16 protein-coding genes are annotated in these 18450 nt (G+C 68.5%); 8 read left to right on the top strand and 8 right to left on the bottom strand.

All coding sequences use genetic code 11. The annotated features are described in order from the left end of the window. Window positions 1–85: 85 nt before the first annotated feature. The 3 genes from ACYX7E_RS05000 (at window position 86) to ACYX7E_RS04990 (ending at window position 2527) form a co-directional block, all read left to right on the top strand. The gene (locus ACYX7E_RS05000) at window positions 86–568 is read left to right on the top strand and encodes a phasin family protein (RefSeq protein ID WP_462079460.1); all 483 of its coding nucleotides are present in this window, start codon (window positions 86–88) and stop codon (window positions 566–568) included. A 202-nt stretch (window positions 569–770) separates the two neighbouring features. Next, window positions 771–1985, top strand: coding sequence for an ATP-binding protein (locus ACYX7E_RS04995; protein ID WP_462079459.1), 1215 nt, complete (start codon window positions 771–773; stop codon window positions 1983–1985). Beyond that, the gene (locus tag ACYX7E_RS04990) at window positions 1982–2527 is read left to right on the top strand and encodes a response regulator transcription factor (protein ID WP_462079458.1); all 546 of its coding nucleotides are present in this window, start codon (window positions 1982–1984) and stop codon (window positions 2525–2527) included. The genes ACYX7E_RS04995 and ACYX7E_RS04990 overlap by 4 nt, the downstream gene beginning before the upstream one ends. 45 nt (window positions 2528–2572) lie before the next feature. Here ACYX7E_RS04990 and ACYX7E_RS04985 read toward each other — a convergent pair whose 3' ends face one another. The 4 genes from ACYX7E_RS04985 to ACYX7E_RS04970 form a co-directional block, all read right to left on the bottom strand. After that, the gene (locus tag ACYX7E_RS04985; protein WP_462079457.1) at window positions 2573–3088 is read right to left on the bottom strand and encodes a copper chaperone PCu(A)C; all 516 of its coding nucleotides are present in this window, start codon (window positions 3086–3088) and stop codon (window positions 2573–2575) included. 344 nt (window positions 3089–3432) lie between these two features. Next, on the bottom strand, window positions 3433–6888 hold the full coding sequence (locus ACYX7E_RS04980; protein WP_462079456.1) for an SbcC/MukB-like Walker B domain-containing protein: 3456 nt from the start codon (window positions 6886–6888) through the stop codon (window positions 3433–3435). Then, on the bottom strand, window positions 6875–7552 hold the full coding sequence (locus tag ACYX7E_RS04975; protein WP_462079455.1) for a DUF4194 domain-containing protein: 678 nt from the start codon (window positions 7550–7552) through the stop codon (window positions 6875–6877). The genes ACYX7E_RS04980 and ACYX7E_RS04975 overlap by 14 nt, the downstream gene beginning before the upstream one ends. Further along, window positions 7549–8988, bottom strand: coding sequence for a Wadjet anti-phage system protein JetA family protein (locus tag ACYX7E_RS04970; RefSeq protein ID WP_462079454.1), 1440 nt, complete (start codon window positions 8986–8988; stop codon window positions 7549–7551). The genes ACYX7E_RS04975 and ACYX7E_RS04970 overlap by 4 nt, the downstream gene beginning before the upstream one ends. A gap of 388 nt (window positions 8989–9376) precedes the next feature. On the opposite strand from ACYX7E_RS04970, the gene ACYX7E_RS04965 reads away from it, so the two are divergent. Further along, window positions 9377–9661: a hypothetical protein gene (locus ACYX7E_RS04965; RefSeq protein ID WP_462079453.1), complete on the top strand. Its 285-nt coding sequence runs from the start codon at window positions 9377–9379 to the stop codon at window positions 9659–9661. A 243-nt stretch (window positions 9662–9904) separates the two neighbouring features. On the opposite strand, the gene ACYX7E_RS04960 is transcribed toward ACYX7E_RS04965, so the two are convergent. The 4 genes from ACYX7E_RS04960 to glmS all read right to left on the bottom strand — a co-directional run bounded on the left by ACYX7E_RS04960 (window position 9905) and on the right by glmS (window position 13350). Next, on the bottom strand, window positions 9905–10249 hold the full coding sequence (locus ACYX7E_RS04960) for a thioredoxin family protein (RefSeq protein ID WP_462079452.1): 345 nt from the start codon (window positions 10247–10249) through the stop codon (window positions 9905–9907). 22 nt (window positions 10250–10271) lie between these two features. Further along, window positions 10272–10679, bottom strand: a complete 408-nt coding sequence (locus ACYX7E_RS04955; RefSeq protein WP_462079451.1) for a host attachment family protein — start codon at window positions 10677–10679, stop codon at window positions 10272–10274. 90 nt (window positions 10680–10769) lie between these two features. After that, window positions 10770–11360 carry a GIY-YIG nuclease family protein gene (locus ACYX7E_RS04950; protein WP_462079450.1) on the bottom strand — a complete coding sequence of 197 codons (591 nt, stop codon included), beginning with the start codon at window positions 11358–11360 and terminating at the stop codon, window positions 10770–10772. Window positions 11361–11505: 145 nt separating this feature from the next. Next, complete coding sequence (gene glmS / locus ACYX7E_RS04945; RefSeq protein ID WP_462079449.1) at window positions 11506–13350, bottom strand: glutamine--fructose-6-phosphate transaminase (isomerizing); 1845 nt, start codon at window positions 13348–13350, stop codon at window positions 11506–11508. Window positions 13351–13531: 181 nt separating this feature from the next. On the opposite strand from glmS, the gene ACYX7E_RS04940 reads away from it, so the two are divergent. From ACYX7E_RS04940 to ACYX7E_RS04925, 4 genes are all read left to right on the top strand, one after another. After that, complete coding sequence (locus tag ACYX7E_RS04940) at window positions 13532–14824, top strand: efflux RND transporter periplasmic adaptor subunit (protein WP_462079448.1); 1293 nt, start codon at window positions 13532–13534, stop codon at window positions 14822–14824. Between the two features lie 144 nt (window positions 14825–14968). Further along, the gene (locus ACYX7E_RS04935) at window positions 14969–15694 is read left to right on the top strand and encodes an ABC transporter ATP-binding protein (RefSeq protein ID WP_462079447.1); all 726 of its coding nucleotides are present in this window, start codon (window positions 14969–14971) and stop codon (window positions 15692–15694) included. 10 nt (window positions 15695–15704) lie between these two features. Then, window positions 15705–17006 (top strand): ABC transporter permease, encoded by a 1302-nt coding sequence (locus ACYX7E_RS04930; protein ID WP_462079472.1) that lies wholly within the window; start codon window positions 15705–15707, stop codon window positions 17004–17006. Between the two features lie 77 nt (window positions 17007–17083). Then, entirely contained in the window at window positions 17084–18307 is a 1224-nt protein-coding gene (locus ACYX7E_RS04925) for an ABC transporter permease (protein WP_462079446.1), read from the top strand. Window positions 18308–18450: the final 143 nt, after the last annotated feature.

Here is an 18450-nt window from a genome sequence, read left to right as displayed (position 1 = left end):
GGCCGCGCCACGTTCGACGCACCACGCGCCACACCATGCAAGCCACGATGTTTTCTCCCCTGCCACGCAAGACGAGGACATGCCCATGGCCACATCGCAGAATCTTCCCTTCGAGCTCTACAGGACCAACCTGGAACTGCAGCAGCGCATCAACAAGCTGTTGCAGGACAGCGGCCAGCAATGGCTGGACGCAGGCACCCGTCTGGTCGGCGACGGCATGACCGACTCTCGCAAGGAAGTCGAGCAGTTGCTGGCCAAGCAGGACTGGCAGGCGCTGGCGGCCCTGCCGGTCAACACGTTCTGGCGGCAGCTGCAGCAGCGCCAGGGCGATGCGCAGACGGTCGCCAAGCTGGCGGTGGACGCACAGACCGCGTTCTCCGAGGGCCTGCAGCAGGCGATCCAGGCCTGGCAGACGGATGTCGCCAGCATCGTCGCCGACGCCGGCAAGTACGCCACGACCACGCCGACCGACGCATGGCAGACCCTGGCCGGCGCCATGGAACGCTGGGGCCAGCCGTTCTCCGCGAGCGGTGCAGCGGCGTCGGCGCGCAAGGGCAGCAAGAAGTAGGCATCCGCCCGGCCACGCGCGCAGGCGACGCCGCTCGCCTGTGCGCGGCTGCGACGATCGGTCGCTGCCGGCCACATGCACGGACGTGCTCTGATGGCGGCATGCGTTCCCTGCTGCATCCGTCCCCGGCCCTTCACACCCCGCGCCCGCTGGACGCCCGTTGCGGTGCCGTAAGCTAGTCGATCCCGACTCGCCGCCGCCCATGCACGGATCGCTTTCGCCTTTCCTCCGGACGCTCTGCACGCTGCGCTGGGTCGCCGTCGCGACCCAGGCCACGACGCTGCTGGTCGCGGCCTGGGTGTTGCACCTGCGCCTGCCCTGGGGCTCGCTGTGGCCGGCGGCGCTGCTGCTGGGCCTGTTCAACCTGTACGCACTCTGGCGTTGCCGGCAGGCACGTCCGGTGCGTGCGCCCGAAGCCTTCGCCCACGTCATGGTCGACGTTGCGGTGCTGACCTGGCTGATCGGCTGGACCGGCGGCGTCAGTAATCCGTTCGGCACCCTGTTCCTGTTGCCGATCGCGCTGACCGCGCTGGTGTTGCCGCTGCATTGGACGTTGGCGACCGCTGCGGCCTGCGTCGCCGGGTATGGCCTGTCATGGTGGATCGGACGTCCGCTGCCGCATATGCATGTCGCCGATTTCGACCTGCACCTGTGGGGCATGGTCGCCAACTTCGCGCTGTCGGTCGGCGTGGTCGCATTCTTCTCGACCCGGCTGATCGCCACGCGCGAGCGCCGCGAACACGAACTGGCCACGCTGCGCGAACGCTTCACCCGCGACGAAGGCATCCTCGCGCTGGCCACGCATGCGGCATCGGTCGCGCATGAACTCAATACGCCGCTGGGCACCCTGATGCTGCTGGTCGATGAACTGGAATCGGTGCAGGCCGAAGGCATCGATCCCGAAGACCTGGTGGCGATGCGCCAGTTGCTAGGGCTGTGCCGCGAACGCGTGCTGGCGCTATCGCAGCCGGCCGACCCGGACATCGGCAACGACATCGAACTCGGCCGCGTGCTGACGCAATGGCAACTGGTGCGGCCACATATCGCGTTGCAGCGGGGCGGCAATGCCGCCGACGACCTGCCGATCGATCGCGGCATCGGCCACCTGCTGCTGGCCTTGCTCAACAACGCGGCCGACGCCAGCGAGTCGACCGGACAACGCCGCGTGGACCTGCGCATCGATGCCGACCAGCATGGATTGCGCGGCGAGATCCGCGACTACGGCCCGGGCTTCTCGGATCGTCGCCTGCTGCCGGCGCTGTTCGACAGCAGCAAGCCCGACGGGCTGGGGGTTGGACTGGCGCTATCGCATGCCACCGTCGAGCGGCTGGGCGGCAGCCTGTCGATCGAATCCACGCCCGACGGCGCGCACGTGCGCTTCGACGTACCGCAATCGTTGCAGGGAGACGCGACATGAAAGGACTGCTGGTCGACGACGACGCCCTCTACCTGCGGGTGCTGCAACGCACGCTGCAGCGCCATGGCATGACCTGCACCATCGCCGACGACCAGGCCAGCGCACTGCGCGCGGCCGGCGAGGAGGATTTCGACTTTGCGCTGCTCGACCTGAAGCTCGAGCACAGCTCGGGGCTGTCGCTGATCGAACCCCTGCGCCGCATGCATCCGCGCATGCGCATCCTGATGATCAGCGGTTACGCCAGCATCGCCACCGCGGTCGAAGCGATCAAGCTCGGTGCCGACGATTACCTGGCCAAGCCGGTGGCGGTCGAATCCCTGCTGCGCGCCCTGAAGGGCGACGGGGCGCCGGTGGCCGCGCCACTGGAAGACGGTGGCATGATCCCGCTGCACAGGCTGGAATGGGAACACATCCAGCGCGCACTGCAGGAAACCGATGGCAACGTCTCTGCTGCCGCACGCCTGCTCGGCATGCACCGGCGCTCGCTGCAGCGCAAGCTGGCGAAGAAGCCGGGACAGGAGCGCCGCAGCGTCGACGAGTGACCCGGGTTGCGCGACGGCATCGGGTGCCGGCAGGCGTCGCGGGCATCAATGCGGTTGCGGAATACTCCCGGCGTCATCGGCCTCGGGCACCACGCGATCCTCGGCGGCCTCCGGTCCGTCTTCGGGAACACCGGCCTCGTCTTCTTCCTGGACGCTGTCGCGCACGTCGAACAGCACCTGCTGCGCCGGGGCATGCGCGAACACCAGCGTGGCGTTGATCTGCCGGCCGGCGACGACCCCGTCGCCGGGATTGATCAGCATCAGGTGATAGCCGCCGGGCGCCAGTTCCACCGTGCCGCCGGCCGGCAACGCCAGGCCTTCGGGGAAGGGTCGCATCCGCAGCACGCCGCCCTCGTCGCGCATGCCGTGGATCTCGACGCGCTCGATGGCATTGCTGCGGATCGCAACCAGGCGATCATCCACGCTGCCGGCGTTGCGCAGTTGCAGGTATCCGCCTGCAATCCCCGCCGATGGCAGCGGCGCGCGGATCCATGCATGGGAAACGACGAGATCGTCATCGCTGCGGGGCTGGTCGCCCGACGGTGCGACGGAAGGGGCCACGGCCGGCGTGCCGTCCGCGGGCGCCGACGATGTCGCCGGTCCCGTGCCATTGCAGGCGGACAGCGCACCCGCGACAGCCAACGCCAGCCACGCGCCACGCCGTTGCTGGGGCCAGGACGCGATCGACAGATGCCCTGTCGCCGGCATCCACTTGCGGCACGGTCTGCACATCCTGCTCGCTTCCATCCTGCTCGCGCTGCGCTCCACCATGACGTGCTCCTTCGTCAGGCGGGCCCCCACTGCGGCAGCGGGGACCCGAGGCCCCCGATAGTAGACCAGCCCGGCCGGTCAGGCGTGATGCCGCTGCCGTGGCGGCGCAGCCGGTGGCGGCCGCATCGCGGACGTCAGGCTGGCGCCTGCGCGGCTTCGATCCGCGCGACTTCCTGTGCCAGCAGTTCCGGGTGCAGCAGGAACTGGTCGCTCTCGAGCAGCTCGCGTCCGGCCGGTTTGACTTGCACGCGTTCGAGTTGCAGCAGGTCGCCGTCGCGGAACAGTTCGATGTAGCTGTCGAGGACGCCGGTCAGCGTGCCCTGCGCGGTATCGGGCGCGGCCAGGATCAGCTGCAGGCCGAGCGAGCGCAGGTAGTTGGTCGTCGCGCGTGCGTTCTGGGCGTCGATCTTGTCGCCGAACTCGTCCAGCATGATCACGCCGAGGCCGCCCTGCTGGGTCTCCGTCTTGCCGTAGGCCGCGGCCAGCGCCGCACCGGCGATGACGTACAGCGGTGCGCGGTGCTCACCGCCAGAGCCCGAGCGCATGCGCTCGCTGAGCGTGCCGATCACGCGGTCGTCCTGGCGGATGTCGACCTCGAAGTTGAAGAAGCGCCGGTAGTCGTCGAGCGGCGACGGCGCGCCGCCACGACCGGCGCCACGGTCCTCGATGATGTCGCGGAACGCCTCGGGCACTTCGCCGGCACTGCCGAACAGGGTATCGGTGTCGCCGACGTCGGTGGCCTTGTTGATGAAGCGATGCAGCTCGCGGAACTCCGGCGCGACCTCGTAGTGGAACTGGTAGCGCTCGTTGTTGGAGAACGCGGGACTGCGCTTGAGCGTTCGGTTCAAGGTGTTGATCTGGTACTTCAGGCGCGTGAAGTTGTCGTACAGCGCCGACACCACGTTGGCACGGAAGGCTTCGATCGCCGCGGCATAGGCCTCGTCGGCATGCTGCTGGTACTGCACCAGTTCGGTGCCCTTGAGGTGGGCAATCTCCTTGTGCAGCAGGGCGTTCGCGCCGCGCCAGTCCTGCGGCTCGAGATCGAGCGCCAGGCCGTGGTCCTTGTCGTATTGCGCCAGTGCGCGCCATGCCTCCGGCAGCAGGTTGCCGAGCGCGTCGTCGCTCTTCCTCGCGCGTTCGAGTGCGTGCGCGTAACGCTCCAGCAGCTCGGGATAACGGCCTTCCAGGTCCTCGCGCTGGTGCTCGACGGCATTGGGGTCGACGTCGACATGCGCGAACGCCGCGGTCGCACGACGTGCGATCGCCTGCTCCTGGTCCTGCAGCGCCTGCAATGCCGCCTCCGCTTCGCCGACCTTGCCTTCGGCGATCGCGGTCTCGCCGATCAGCCGTTCGACCAGCAGCTCGAGTTCGCCGCGACGCTCGTGCAACGCGCGCACCTGTTCGCTGATGCGCAGCAGGTCGGGATCGGACGTCGCGGCCTGGCTGTCCTTCAATGTGCGATAGCGGCTTTCGGCCTGGCGATGCCTGAGCACGCTGTCGTGCACGGCCTGGGCGACATCGTCGCCACTGCCGATCCGCGCCAGTCCGTTCGCACAGGCGTCGGCGGCCTTCCACGCCGCCTCCAGGCGCCGGGCTTCCTGCTCGGCGTGCTCCATCTCCTCGCGCAGCAGCCGGCGACGCTCGCGATTGTCGGACGCGCCGATCTTGAGTTCGCTGGCCGGCGGCAGGCGCAGGCGTTCGATGCCACCACCCTTGGCGACCAGGCCGTCACGGCTCAGGCCTTGGCGCGCACGCACGACCTCGGCTTCGGTGTCGACGCAGCGCAGTTCGCCCAGCTGCCGGCGCAGGTAACCCAGCGCGTCTTCGTTGTCGCCATCGAGCAGCGCCGCAACGGTGCCGGCCACGGCACCGCTGTCCTTGCCACGCAACTGCCGCGCCTGGCTGGTCAGCGCCAGCTTGACACCATAGACCGAACGCCCGCCCTGCAACGAACGGTACAGGCGCACGGCCTGCTCTTCATGCCCGACAGGAATCAGCAGCGCCTCGACGTGGCTGCGCAGGTAGGCCTCGATGGCCGGCTGCCATGCCGGGTCGACGACCTTGACCAGATCACAGACCGGCTGCGCGGGAATGCCGGCATCGTGCAGGTAGCTGATCATCCGGATCACGTCGGCGCGCAGCTCGGCCTGCCCCACACTGAGGCGCTGCTGGTTGCGACGGCTGGCCTCGGCACGCTGGCGGACGGTCTCGTAGGCTGCATGCTGCAGCCGCGCATGCGCGGCGACGGCGTCGATGACCGGCGCGGCCAGCGCCACCGCCTGCAGGACCTGGGGATGGATCGCTTCGGGTGCCCAGGCGATGTCGGCATCGGGCGCCAACGCCGACAGATGCGCAAGCAGACCCTCCCAGGGCGCGATCGCGGCGTCGATGGCCGTGGAGGTAGCGGTAGCCGTGCCTGGGATCATCGGCAGGTCCAGCGTCGCGGCCTTGCGCAACTGGTCGCGCACATAGCCGGCCTGGCGGACGAGTTCCTGCTTGACCTGGATCAGCTCGGCGCGATCGCGATCGGCAACCTGGTCGAACGCGCTCTGCTCGTTGTAGCCGCGCGTGCCCTGCAGCAGGGCATGGCTGCGGTCGTACTCCTCGCGCGTACTGTCGCGCTCGCTGCGCGCCTGCTGCAGGTCGCGCTGCTTGCCGCGAAAACCGCTTTTCGCGCTGTCGACCGTCGCTTCCGCGGCATCGAGCTTGTCGTGGTGCAGGTCGCGCTCGTACTCGGCGGCCAGCGCACGGCACGAAGCCGCTCGCGTGGCCTGGGTGGCGACCTTGCGGTACTGCAGTTCGACCTGCTCGGCCTCGTCGATGCGGCGCGCGACCTGCTCGATCTTTTCCTTGATCTGGCGGAAGCCTTCCAGCAGCCCGCGGAAGCGCGCGATCTCGGTCGGCCGGTCTTCGGCGACCAGCGTGCGCACGAACAGGTCGACGTCATCGACGCGTTGCAGGTTCAGCGCGTTCTGGAACGCCTTGCGATACGCCACCGGGTCCAGGAATGCAGTCGGCCCCGGGCGCAACCGCAGCAGCAGGTCCTTGATGAACCGGTCGCTGGTCGAATGGACCTCGGCCTTGCTGCCGGCCGCTTTGCAGCGGCGCACCGCCTGTTCGCGGAACGCCGTCCACGCCAGCGGCAGCTCGCTGCCGTCGACGCGTTCGAGATGGTCTTCCAGCGTCAATGCCACGTCCGGCAGCAGGTACAGGCCGTGCATGCGGTGGTCGGGCTCGTCGGCCGAGGCGCCGAGCGCGATGCCCGCGGTCAGCACGCTGTCGCTGTCCTGGTCTTCGAACACCAAGGTGATGTAGGTCGTGGCGGTGCGGCGTGTGCGTCCGTCCTCGCCGCTGCGATACACGCCAAGGCAGTAGTCGCGGATCGTGCGCGCACGATGGCTGCCGCCGGCCTGCGCGTTGAACCGGATGCGGTTGCGGTCGCCGCCGAGCATGACGATCTGCAGCGCGTCGAGCAGCGCGCTCTTGCCGGCGCCGTTGGGGGCGATGACGGCAGTGGTGGCATCGAGTTCCAGGGTCTGCGCCTGGAACAGGAAAAACTGCACCAGATGCACGCGCTTAAGCAGGTACATGCGCGCCCTCCGTGCTGGCCATGTCCGTGCTGGCCATGTCCGTGCTGTCCATCTCCGTGGCGTCGTCCTCGTCACTGGCGGCCTGATCGTTGTGCTGATCGAGACGCTGCAGCCATTGCGCGCCGACGATGTCGACGATCGCCGGGCGCACCAGGATCCGGAACGGTTGCGGATCGTCGGGCTCGCCATCGATCAAGCGACAGACCGACCAGCGCCGCAACGTGCGTACCAGCGTGCGCAGCAGGCCGACATCCGGCATTGGACGTCCGGCCAGCGCCTGGTAGGCCTCCTGCAGGTCGGGTAGTTCGACGACGACCTCGCCATGGTCCTCGATCTGGCCCTGGCGCATCGCCTCGTCGTAGCGCTGGCGCAACACCAGGATCAGCAGGGTTTCGTCGAGCGACACCGCGACCCCATCGCCATGCGTGGGCAGCGCCACGACGTAACGGTAATGCGCATTGCGCTCCAGGCGGATGCCCAGCGGCTCCAGCGCGGCGGCGAAGTCGGACAGGTAGGTCTCGACCAGGTGATAGGCGTTGCGCGACAGCCGGTCGCTGCTGTACAGCACCTGCTCGGTGACCAGGCGATAGGCCGCGCGCTCGAAATCCTGCACGACGTAGGTGCCGCCGGAGATCTGGCTCAGCGTGTTCCAGGAGCGTTTCATGCCACTTTCCTTGTCCGGTGCAGGACGAAGCGCGCCGACTGCAGCAGATCGCCGTCGTCGCGTGCGTCGGCCACCCATTGCACGCGGAATCCGCGCAGCAGGCGGTTGAGGGGATCGTCGCGTCGCAGCCCGCCGATGCGGCGGCTGCGCAACGCCAATGTCAGCAGGGTCTGGTACGCGCGGAAGTCTTCGATGCTGTCGATCGCCAGCGCCTGGGAATCGATGCTCGGGGCCGCCTCGAGATGGCGATCGACATAGCGCGACAGATCCTCGGGCAACACCAGGCGCGCCCGCTTCATGCGCTTGAGCAGGGTGACGCGCGCCAGTTGTTCCGGCGTCAGCGTGCGCAGCGCGTTGGCGGTCCGCGCGATCGGCTCGGGCTTCAGTCGCGGCGCGCGCAGCCGCGATTCGTCCATCAGCAGGCCGGGCGCGACCGGCAGCCGCAACGCCGATTCGGGCGCGCCAAGCACGCCGCGGCAGGCGCGCCGCAGCAGCACGTCCAACTGGTCCGGCGCGCGCAGGCGGTAGTCGAGGAAAGCCAGCGCGCGACGGTTGGCCTGGCGGATGTCGTCGTCGAGGCGGCCGAGGTATTCATCGATGCGGTCGATCTCGTGCAGCCGGCGCAGGCTGCGCTGCAGCCGCGCCTGCGCACGTTCGGGATCGCAGCCGGGCACGCGCTCGAGGTACCAGGCCAGCAGGCGGTCGCGCGTGGCCGAGTGCTCGATCTCGTGAACCATGTTGAGGATCGAGGTCCGCCGCGCCAATGGATGGTCGGCGTTGTGCAGCTCGGCATAGTCGCCGACGAACAGCTCGCCGACATAGCGCTCGAACAACTGCCGCGCGAACTGCGCCGTGGTCTCGGCCCGGCTGAGCTCAGGCATCAGGTCGCGCACCTGCACGCTGATCGCCGACACGTACGACAGCAGGTGGCGTGCCTGATCGGCGGCCTCGTCGAGCATGTCGGCGCCGGCCTTGCCGTCGAGTACCTGCTGGAGTTGGAGTTCGATCGAGCGCACCTTGGCACCGAGAAAGGCCGGGCCGCGTTCGCAGAAATCCACCAGCGTGGTCAGCAGCTGCGAGACCACGTGGGTCATCGACACCATCTCGCGCGCGCCGACGCGCTCCTGGCGCAGCCAGCCGGCGATCCGGAACCGTTCGTAGATCGCCTGCGCGCGCACGCCCAGCGGCGCATCCGGGGCCTCGCCCTCGTCGGCGTCCCAGGGGTCGTCGGTCAGCAGGTAACGCTCGATCGCCGAGGTGATGTCGCGGCGCAGGAAGCCGACGCTCGGCGGCATCGGCGCATCCGGCCCGAAGAACTCATCGAAGAGCCGGCACAGCAGGCCCCAGTAATGGGCCCGGTTGGGCGACGCCAGCGGCCCGAACAGTCCGCTCGGCACCAGGGTGAACAGCGTTGGCGGGGACTCGATGGTGGTCAAGGCAGCGCCTTCTGCGCCGGAACGGGCCGCGTGGGCCGGAACCGCGCATTTTACCTTGCCCCGGCGCAGGAGCCGCGACGCATGGGCAGGTCGGTGCCCCGCCGTCGGGCGAAGGCTCTTGGACGCGGTGGAACACCGGGAGGAGGCCCGCGCTCCTGCGTCATCGGGGACTCGGGACCGGTCGATCGGGCGCGAGCGAGCCTCGCGGATCCATCACAGGGGCAGGTCCGGCACCGGCCGGATCAAGCCGCGCGAAGACTTGCGCGCCTCGCCCACTTCACGCAGCGATCAAAGGCACTCGCGTAAGACTGGGACACCGCGCGACGCCGGACCGCAGGTCACCTGCCCGTCCAGATCGCGCGCGCAACGTCACCACACAGGACACGCGATGAGCATCGTCAGATTACGGGTCACCGGGACCGCCGCCGGATTCGAAGCATTGATGGGCGCGATCGAAGGACTGGAGGACATCGACCATGTGGAGGAGGTTGGCGACCTGCGCCCACCGATGGACGACACCAGTTCGCTGGGCCTGCCCGACGATGAGGCGAATTCGGATGCGCATGCGCTGGAGATCCACAGCTCGCCCCGACAGGTCGACGAGGTCAAGGGCACGGCCGAGCGCATCGGCGCCGAACAGGGCTTGGTCATCGAATTCGTCGACGAGTTCTGACCGCCCGCGCCGCGGCGTCGCTCGTTCGTGCGACTCCACGCCAGACGTCAATTCCGCGTCACGTCGACCGGACTTCAATCCGGCGGTCTGTTGAGACATCCCGGACGCTCTCGCCCTACACGCCCGCCCCACACGCTCACCGCAGCGGCGCGGAACACCGACGCGAATGCCAACTGTTCCTGTCTCAAGCGATGCTCAGGGCTGTGCTCGGGCCAATGCTCCCGGCTTCGCGTAGCGCTGCGCTTATCGTGGTGGCAACGCAGCATCCAATAGCGCCATGTCCGACAGCGACACGGGGCGCACCAGACGCACCTGCTCCAGGCCATCGCGCATCAGTACCAGCGTCGGCCACAGCTTGATGCGGAACGAGCGCCCCAGCGGGCGCCCTGCACCGTCTTCGACCTTGACGTGCCTGACCCCGACGCGCCCGGCGAGCAGTTGCTGCAATGCCGGCTGGGCGGCGATGCAATGACCACACCACGGCGCGCCGAATTCCAGCAGCACCCAACCCGGCGCCGCATCGACACTGGCGCGCGTCGGCTCACTGGCCAGGTGTTCCGATTGATAGGGTTCGCTGGGTGTGGACATGCCCGGCTCCGCGAAGGCCCGCCTACTGGCTGACCGGCTGCAATGCGCGCTCGATGTCCTCCAGCGGCGCATTGGTCAGGGTCTTGTTGATCTCGCCCAGCAGTCGCTTGCTGGTCTCCTTGTGCAGCAAGGGACGCACGCGACCCAGTGTGGTCGGGTCCGCGACCAGCACCAGGTGCTGGTATTGCTGCTTCAACGCGGCCTGGTTCAAGGCATGGGCCAGCTGCTTGGCGAACGTCGCCTCGTCGATCTGGCTGGCGGACGACTCGCCCGGCATGCTGCCTGACGGACCGTCGTCGTCCATGTTCATCAGCTCGAGCAGGTCGGACTGGTGCAAAGACAACGCACGTTCATCGCCGCGATTGCGGAAGATTCGCGCGCCTTCGCCGTCGGCGACCACGACCAGCGCGTCTGTGGGAATCGCATGCATGGGGGACCTCCAAGGATTCAACACTCGGAAGACATCCTGCAAGCAGGCAGGTTCCGGCGACGTGAACATGACGAGCCTCACGCAGCGCGCTCAGTCGCCCAATGGCCCCGCCGCACGGAAACCGCGCCGATAGGCCTGGTACCACACGCGCAGCTCGTCGGGCAGCACGTCGTCGATCTCTAGGTCCAGGGCGGCCCAGCCATCGAGCACGTCGACGATCGCCCGCCGCTGTTGCGGCAGCAGCGCATCCAGGGCGAGGCCACGCAACAGTTCGCTCGACCACTCGTAGAGCATGTCGCGCTCGGACTGCAGCCGGGCGCGCCACCAGTCCAGCGCCGGCGAGTGGATCACGCGGCCCGCGCGTCCGTCGCGCTGCACTTCCTCGACCGCGGTAGCGTAGGCGCCGCGATACCACTCGGTGCCGCCGCCGGCACGCGTGGGCACGGTGACCGGCTGCATCGCATTCAGCAGGCGCAGTTGCCGATGCAGCGCCGTCTCCCTGCGCTGCGCTTCTGCCCTGGCGTCGAATGCGATCAGCAGGCTGCGCGGCAGATCGAAGGCGTCGTAATAGCGCGACGAGAATGCGCGGCAACGGCTCAGCGGGTCGTTGGAGATCCCGATCTTCAGCAGGTCTTCCGACGGCAGCGGCAGCACGTAGAGATAGCAGTACTGGCTTTTCATGCGTCGCCACGCCACCGCATCCGCCGGCGGCCGAGTGCATGCCCGCGACAGGGGCCCCAGCCGACCGAAGGCATGGCGGGGACCGCGAGGCGTCGAGCCTGTTGCATGGTGACGTCGGCAGCGGCCATCGCCACTGCCGTGGCGATTACTCGACCGTCACCGACTTGGCGAGGTTGCGCGGCTTGTCGACGTCGGTGCCGCGGGCCAGGGCCGCGTGGTAAGCCAGCAACTGCACGGGGATCGTGTGCACGATCGGGCTCAGCACGCCGACATGCCGCGGTGTGCGGATCACGTGCACGCCTTCGGATTCGCTGAACTGGCTGTCCTGGTCGGTGAACACGAACAGCTCGCCGCCGCGCGCACGCACTTCCTGCATGTTGGACTTCACCTTCTCAAGCAGGTTGTCGTTGGGCGCGATGACCACGACCGGCATCTCGGCGTCGACCAGCGCCAGCGGGCCATGCTTGAGCTCGCCGGCCGGGTAGGCCTCGGCGTGGATGTAGGAGATTTCCTTGAGCTTGAGCGCGCCTTCCAGGGCGATCGGGTAATGCACGCCGCGGCCGAGGAACAGCGCATGCTGCTTCGGCGCGAAGCGCTCGGCCCAGGTGACGATCTGCGGCTCGAGGTTCAGCGCATGCTGCACGCTGCCCGGCAGGTGGCGCAGCGCTTCGATGAAGCCGGCTTCCTTGGCTTCGTCGAGGCGACCGTTGACCTTGGCCAGCGTCGCGGCCAGCGCGAACAGACCGACCAGCTGGGTCGTGAACGCCTTGGTCGAGGCGACGCCGATCTCGGCACCGGCGCGGGTGTAGAACACCAGCGAGCTGGCGCGCGGGATCGCGCTCTCGGGCACGTTGCAGATCGACAGCGTCTTGTCGTGGCCCAGCGACTTGGCGTATTTCAGTGCCTCCATCGTGTCGAGGGTTTCGCCCGACTGCGAGATCGTCACGATCAGGTAGTTCGGGTTGGCGACCGCGGTGCGGTAGCGGTATTCGCTGGCGATCTCGACGCTGCACGGGATGCCGGCGATCGACTCGATCCAGTAGCGCGCGACCGAGCCGGCGTAGAAGCTGGTGCCGCAGGCGAGGATCTGCACGCCCTGCACGCCGGCCAGCACGTCGGGCGCATGAGCGCCGAAGATCTTGGCGTCGAAACCGTTGGCGTCGATGATCGCCTCGATGGTGTCGGCCAGCGCGCGCGGCTGCTCGTGGATTTCCTTCTGCATGAAGTGGCGGTAAGGGCCCAGTTCCAGCGAGGCCAGCGACACGTCCGACAGGTGCTCGTTGCGGTGCACGGCCACGCCGCTGCCGTCGAACACGTGCACCGAGTGGCGGGTGATGTCGGCGGTGTCACCCTCTTCCAGGAAGATCACGCGTCGCGTGGCCTGGATGATCGCCGAGACGTCGGAAGCGACGAAGTTCTCGCCATCGCCCAGGCCTATCAGCAGCGGGCAGCCCATGCGCGCGACGACCATGCGCTCGGGTTCCTTGCGGCTGACGACAGCCAGCGCGTAGGCACCATGCAGTTCCTTGACCGCCGCCTGCAGCGCGGCCAGCAGGTCGCCGCCCTGGATCAGGTGGTGGTGGATCAGGTGCGCGATGACCTCGGTATCGGTCTGCGACTCGAACACGTAGCCCAGCGCCGACAGGCGCTCGCGCTGCTGCTCGTGGTTCTCGATGATGCCGTTGTGTACCAGCGCCACGCCGTGGCTGATGTGCGGATGCGCATTGGCCTCGGTGACGCCGCCATGGGTAGCCCAGCGGGTGTGGCCGATGCCCAGCTGCGACTGCACGTTCTCCTGCTGCGCGGCGGCCTCCATCTCGGCGACGCGACCGGTCCGGCGCACGCGACGGACGTCGCGGCTGCCGCCGACGGCGCCCTCGATCACGGCGATGCCCGCCGAATCGTAACCGCGGTATTCCAGGCGCTTCAGGCCCTCGATCAGAACCGGTACCACATCGCGATTCGCAATCGCGCCGACAATGCCGCACATGGGGGGGTGAACTCCTTGGGCCAGATCATCAGTGTACGGGAAAGGGCTGTCCGCCCGGACACGCGAAGTGTCCGACCGGACACCGGTGCGGACACGCCAGGGCTTGTGGATCAAGGACTTGGCGTTTGGCACGTCGCTTGCGTTGAACACTGCAACGCCGACCTGCAGCCACCGCCCGCCCATGGACAACCCGCACCGCATCCGCGACACCTCCGGCCAGGACCAGGCCGTGCGCGCGCCGACCCGCTCCCTCCTGCGCAGCCGCTGGCTGATCGGCGTCGTCGCCGCGGCGGGCGTGCTGGCGGTCGCCGTCTGGGTGGTGTCGGGCTGGAGCGGCGCCGGGCGCTCCTACGACGGTGCCCGCTTGCGCGTGGCCGAGGTCAAGCGCGGCGACCTGGTCCGCGACCTGTCGGCCGACGGCCGCGTCATCACCGCCAACAGCCCGACCCTGTACGCGATCGCGGGCGGCACCGTGCAGTTGAAGGTCGTGGCCGGCGACGTGGTCGCCAGGGACCAGGAGCTGGCCGTCATCGACAGCCCGGAACTGCGCAGCCGGCTGGTCCAGGAAGAATCCACGCTGGCCAACCTCGATGGCGAGGCCAACCGCGCGGTGCTGGACGCGCAACTGACGCGCTCGGACGCGCAGAAGCTGCTCGACCAGGCCGAGATCGAGCACACCGCCGCCGGGCGCGACCTTGAGCGCTACCAGCGCGCCTACGAAGGCGGCGCGGTCCCGCAGAACGAACTGGCGCGCGCGCAGGACAACCTGAAGAAGGCGCTGATCGGCCTCGAGGCCGCGCGCAAGGATTTCAACCTGCAGGGACAGGGCGCAGGCATCGACGCGCGCAACAAGCGCCTGCTCGCCGAGCGCCAGAAGGCGGTCGTCGCCGAACTGCAGCGCCAGGTCGAGGCGCTGACGCTGCGCGCCCCGTTCGATGGCCAGGTCGGCCAGGTGCAGATCGCGCAGGGCACCAACGTCGCGCTGAACGCGCCGATCCTCAGCGTCGTCGACCTCAGCGTGTTCGAGGTCGAGATCCGCGTGCCGGAAAGTTTCGCGCGCGACCTCGCGATCGGCGTGCCGGCGCAGATCACCAGCACCGGTACCCAGTATCCGGCCAAGGTCTCGGCGGTGTCGCCCGAGGTCGTCAGCGGCGAAGTCACCGCGCGCCTGCGCTTCGACGAAGGCAAGCAGCCGCCGGGCCTGCGCCAGAACCAGCGCCTGTCGGCGCGCATCGTGCTCGATACCCGCCCCAACGTGCTGATGGTCGAGCGCGGCCCGTTCCTGGAACAGGGCGGCGGCCGCTTCGTCTATGTCGTCACCGGCAACACGGCGCAACGCCGCCAGATCCAGGCCGGCGCCAGCAGCCTCAATGCGGTCGAGATCCTGTCCGGCCTGCAGCAGGGCGAGCGCATCGTGGTATCGGGCAGCGATCTGTTCGACAACGCGGACCAGGTCCGCATCTCGGGACAATGACCATGCCATCCATCACGCCCTCCCGTCTTTCGCCGCTACCCGCCCGCTTCCGCATCGGCTGACGACGCCCCGACAGGCGCCTTCGCCGCGATCCGCACCGACATCGCTCCCGCCCCACCTTCCGACATCCCACAGGACACCGACATGCTCGATATGCGCCAGGTCACCAAGGTCTACCGTACCGAACTCGTCGAGACGCATGCGCTGCGCTCGCTCGACCTGCACGTGCGCGAGGGCGAGTTCGTCGCCGTCACCGGCCCGTCGGGTTCGGGCAAGACCACATTCCTCAACATCGCCGGCCTGCTGGAGACCTTCACCGGCGGCGAGTTCGTGCTCGACGGCGAGAGCGTCAAGGACCTGTCCGACGACACGCGTTCGAAACTGCGAAACCGCAAGATCGGCTTCATCTTCCAGGGCTTCAACCTGATCCCGGACCTCAACCTGTTCGACAACTGCGACGTGCCGCTGCGCTATCGCGGCATGCCCGCCGCCGAACGCAGGCAGCGCATCGAGGATGCGCTGGCGCAGGTCGGCCTGGCCTCGCGGATGCGCCACTACCCGGCCGAGCTCTCGGGCGGGCAGCAGCAGCGCGCCGCGATCGCGCGTGCGCTGGCCGGCACCCCGCGCCTGCTGCTGGCCGACGAACCGACCGGCAACCTGGATTCGCAGATGGCGCGCAGCGTGCTCGAGCTGCTCGAGGACATCAACGCCCGCGGAACCACCATCGTCATGGTCACCCACGATGCCGAACTGGCGGCACGGGCGCAGCGCAACGTGCACATCGTCGACGGCATGGCCACCGACCTGACCACCGGACCGCGCACGCCGCGCAGCCTGGTTGCCGACGCCCTCGCCACCACCTCGGCCTGAGGACATGCCCATGCTCGGCTATTACTTCAACCTCGCCTTGCGCAGCTTCAAACGCAACAAGGTGCTGACCGCGCTGATGGTGCTGGCGATCGCGCTCGGCATCGGCGCCAGCATGACCACGTTGACGGTGTTCCACGTGCTGTCGGGCGACCCGATCCCGGACAAGAGCGACCGCCTGTTCTACGTGCAGCTCGATGCCGTCGACATGCAGGGCTATGTCGCCGGCCAGGAGCCCGAGGAACAGCTGACCCGCTACGATGCCGAAGCCCTGCTGCGCGAGCGCAAGGGCACCCACCAGGCCGCGATGACCGGCGGTTCCCTGGCCGTGAAGCTGCCCGCGTCGACCCAGGTCCCCACGTTCACCGATGCGCGCTACACCTCGGCCGACTTCTTCCCGATGTTCGATGCGCAACTGGCATACGGCCGCGGCTGGAGCGACGAGGACGATGCCGCCCAGGCGCGCGTGACCGTGCTGTCGGACGAGCTGAACCAGAAGCTGTTCGGCGGCGAGGACAGCACCGGGCGCACCGTCAGCCTCAACCAGCAGGACTTCCGCGTCATCGGCGTGCTGCGCCCGTGGCGGCCGGTGCCGCGCTTCTGGGACCTCAACACCGGTCGCTACGAAACGCTGGAATCGGTGTTCCTGCCGTTCTCGACCGCGATGGCGCTGAGATTCGACCGCCAGGGCAGCACCAACTGCTGGGGCGACTCCGGCGGCGACTCCACCGCGCTCAATGCACCCTGCGCCTGGGCCCAGTACTGGGTCGAGCTGGCCAGCGCCGACGATGCCGCCGCGTATCGCGACTACCTGACCAACTATTCCGAGCAGCAACGCGCGGCCGGGCGCTTCGTCCGCCCGACCAACGTGCGCCTGCGCAACGTCATGCAGTGGCTGGACTTCAACAAGGTCGTGCCGGCCGACGTGCGCCTGCAGGTCTGGCTGGCGTTCGGCTTCCTGCTGGTCTGCCTGGTCAACACCGTCGGCCTGCTGCTGGCCAAGTGCCTGCGCCGCGCATCGGAGATCGGCGTGCGTCGCGCCCTGGGTGCGCCGCGGCGCGAGATCTTCCTGCAGTTCCTGGTCGAATCGGGAACGCTGGGCATCGCCGGCGGCATCCTCGGCCTGGGGCTCGCACTGCTGGGCCTGTGGGGCGTGCGCCAGAACCCGTCGAGCTACGCCCAGCTCGCGCACCTGGACCTGCCGATGCTGGCACTGACCTTCGTGCTGGCGGTCGTGGCCAGCCTGCTCGCCGGCCTGTTGCCGGCGTGGCGGGCCTGCCAGGTGACGCCGGCGCTGCAGCTGAAATCGCAATAGCCCGGCATCGCCTTCGTCCCACCCCGATCGAACACGGCGCGTCCGCGGACGCGCCCTCGCACCGCCAAGGAATCCACATGGACATCCGCCCCATCTTCTCCACGTTGCGTCGCCACAAGACCGCGGCGGCGTTGATCGTCATCGAGATCGCACTGGCCTGCGCGATCATCTGCAACGCGATCTACCTGATCGACCAGCGCCTGGACCGCATGCAGGCACCCAGCGGCGTCGTCGAGAACGAACTGTTGCGCATCCAGCTGGCCAGCCCCAGCACCACCACCCGCGACGGTGGCGGCAAGGCCGTGGTCCAGCAGGACCTGGGCATCCTGCGCGGCATCCCCGGCGTGGTCTCGGCAGCCGCCGTCAACCAGCTGCCGTTCGGCAACTCCAGCTCCAACAGCGGCGTACGCCTGCAGTCCGAGCAGCAGGTCAGCAGCATGAACGCGGCCACCTACATCGGCAACGAGACGATGCTGGACACGTTCGGGTTGCGACTGGTCGCGGGCCGTAACTTCAATGCCGACGAATACCAGGACATGGAAGTGCTGGAGACTTCCGGCGACACCGGCGTGGTGCCGTCGGTGATCATCACCCGCAACATGGCCGAGCGCCTGTACCCGGGCGAAAATCCGATCGGCAAGACCCTGTACAGCTGGGGCAACGGGCCGACGGTCGTGGTCGGCGTGGTCGAGGGCCTGATGCGTCCCAGCCAGTTCGGCGACGGCCAGTACTCGATGCTGATGCCGATCCGCTTCAACCAGAACGGCGTCAACTACATCGTGCGCGTGGATCCTGCGCGTCGCGACGAGGTGCTCAAGAACGCCGTCGACGCATTGAAGAAGGCCGACCCCACCCGCGTGCTGATCAACCAGGACAAGCTGACCGACATGCGCGCCAAGTACTTCCAGCAGGACCGCATGATGGCCTGGCTGCTGGTCACGGTCTGCGCGGCGCTGTTGGTGGTCACCGCGCTGGGCATCATCGGCCTGGCCAGCTTCTGGGTGCAGCAGCGCACCAAGCAGATCGGCATCCGCCGCGCGCTGGGGGCCACCCGCGGCCAGATCCTGCGCTACTTCCAGGTCGAGAACTTCCTGCTGGCGACCGCCGGCATCGCACTGGGCATGCTGATGGCCTATGGCATCAACCAGCTGCTGATGAAGCACTACGAACTGACACGGCTGCCCCTGCATTACCTGCCAATCGGCGCGGTGCTGCTGTGGCTGCTGGGACAGATCGCGGTGTTCGGCCCGGCGCGGCGCGCGGCCGCGGTACCGCCGGCGGTCGCCACGCGCAGTGTCTGACCAGGCGGCTGACGCCAGCACGCGCCCCGGGCCCGCCGCATGCGGGTCACGGGGCGCGATCCGCACGCATGCGATAGGCTCCACCCCATGCGTGGATCCCCGCCCTCCGCCCCAAGCCCTGCCGCCACTACGGCCTCCGCGCG

Source organism: Luteimonas sp. RIT-PG2_3 (assembly GCF_054902115.1).
This window is presented reverse-complemented; position numbering and strand designations above follow the sequence as displayed.